The sequence below is a fragment of the Mesorhizobium sp. M4B.F.Ca.ET.203.01.1.1 genome, from assembly GCF_004791025.1.
Lineage (GTDB): Bacteria > Pseudomonadota > Alphaproteobacteria > Rhizobiales > Rhizobiaceae > Mesorhizobium > Mesorhizobium abyssinicae.
Genome location: NZ_SRUO01000314.1, coordinates 1 through 279, shown reverse-complemented (window position 1 = coordinate 279; position 279 = coordinate 1). Strand labels below are relative to the sequence as shown.

Here is a 279-nt window from a genome sequence, read left to right as displayed (position 1 = left end):
TTCGCCGCGCAGCTGAGACGTTGTCCGCAGGGTTCAAGGCCGCACATGAAGCTGCGCGTCCGGGGCGTACTGAGAACGATGTGGCCGCAGCTTTCCATCATGCTGCCATCTCGGCTGGTAGTGAATATATGGGCAGTGCCCCTTATATCGCTTCCGGCCCGCGAACGGCACTTCCGCACGCTACCTGGGCTGGCCGATGCATCGAAAAAGGCGATCTGGTCATCGTCGAGGGATCCGGAAACTGGAAGCGATACAGTGCAGCCTTGATGCGGACCTGGT

General features: G+C 60.2%; 1 protein-coding gene. It reads left to right on the top strand.

What is annotated here, in order from left to right; genetic code table 11:
• Nucleotides 1-20 precede the first annotated feature (20 nt).
• On the top strand, nucleotides 21-279 hold a 259-nt coding region (locus EN846_RS34865; protein ID WP_245518787.1), incomplete at its 3' end, for a M24 family metallopeptidase.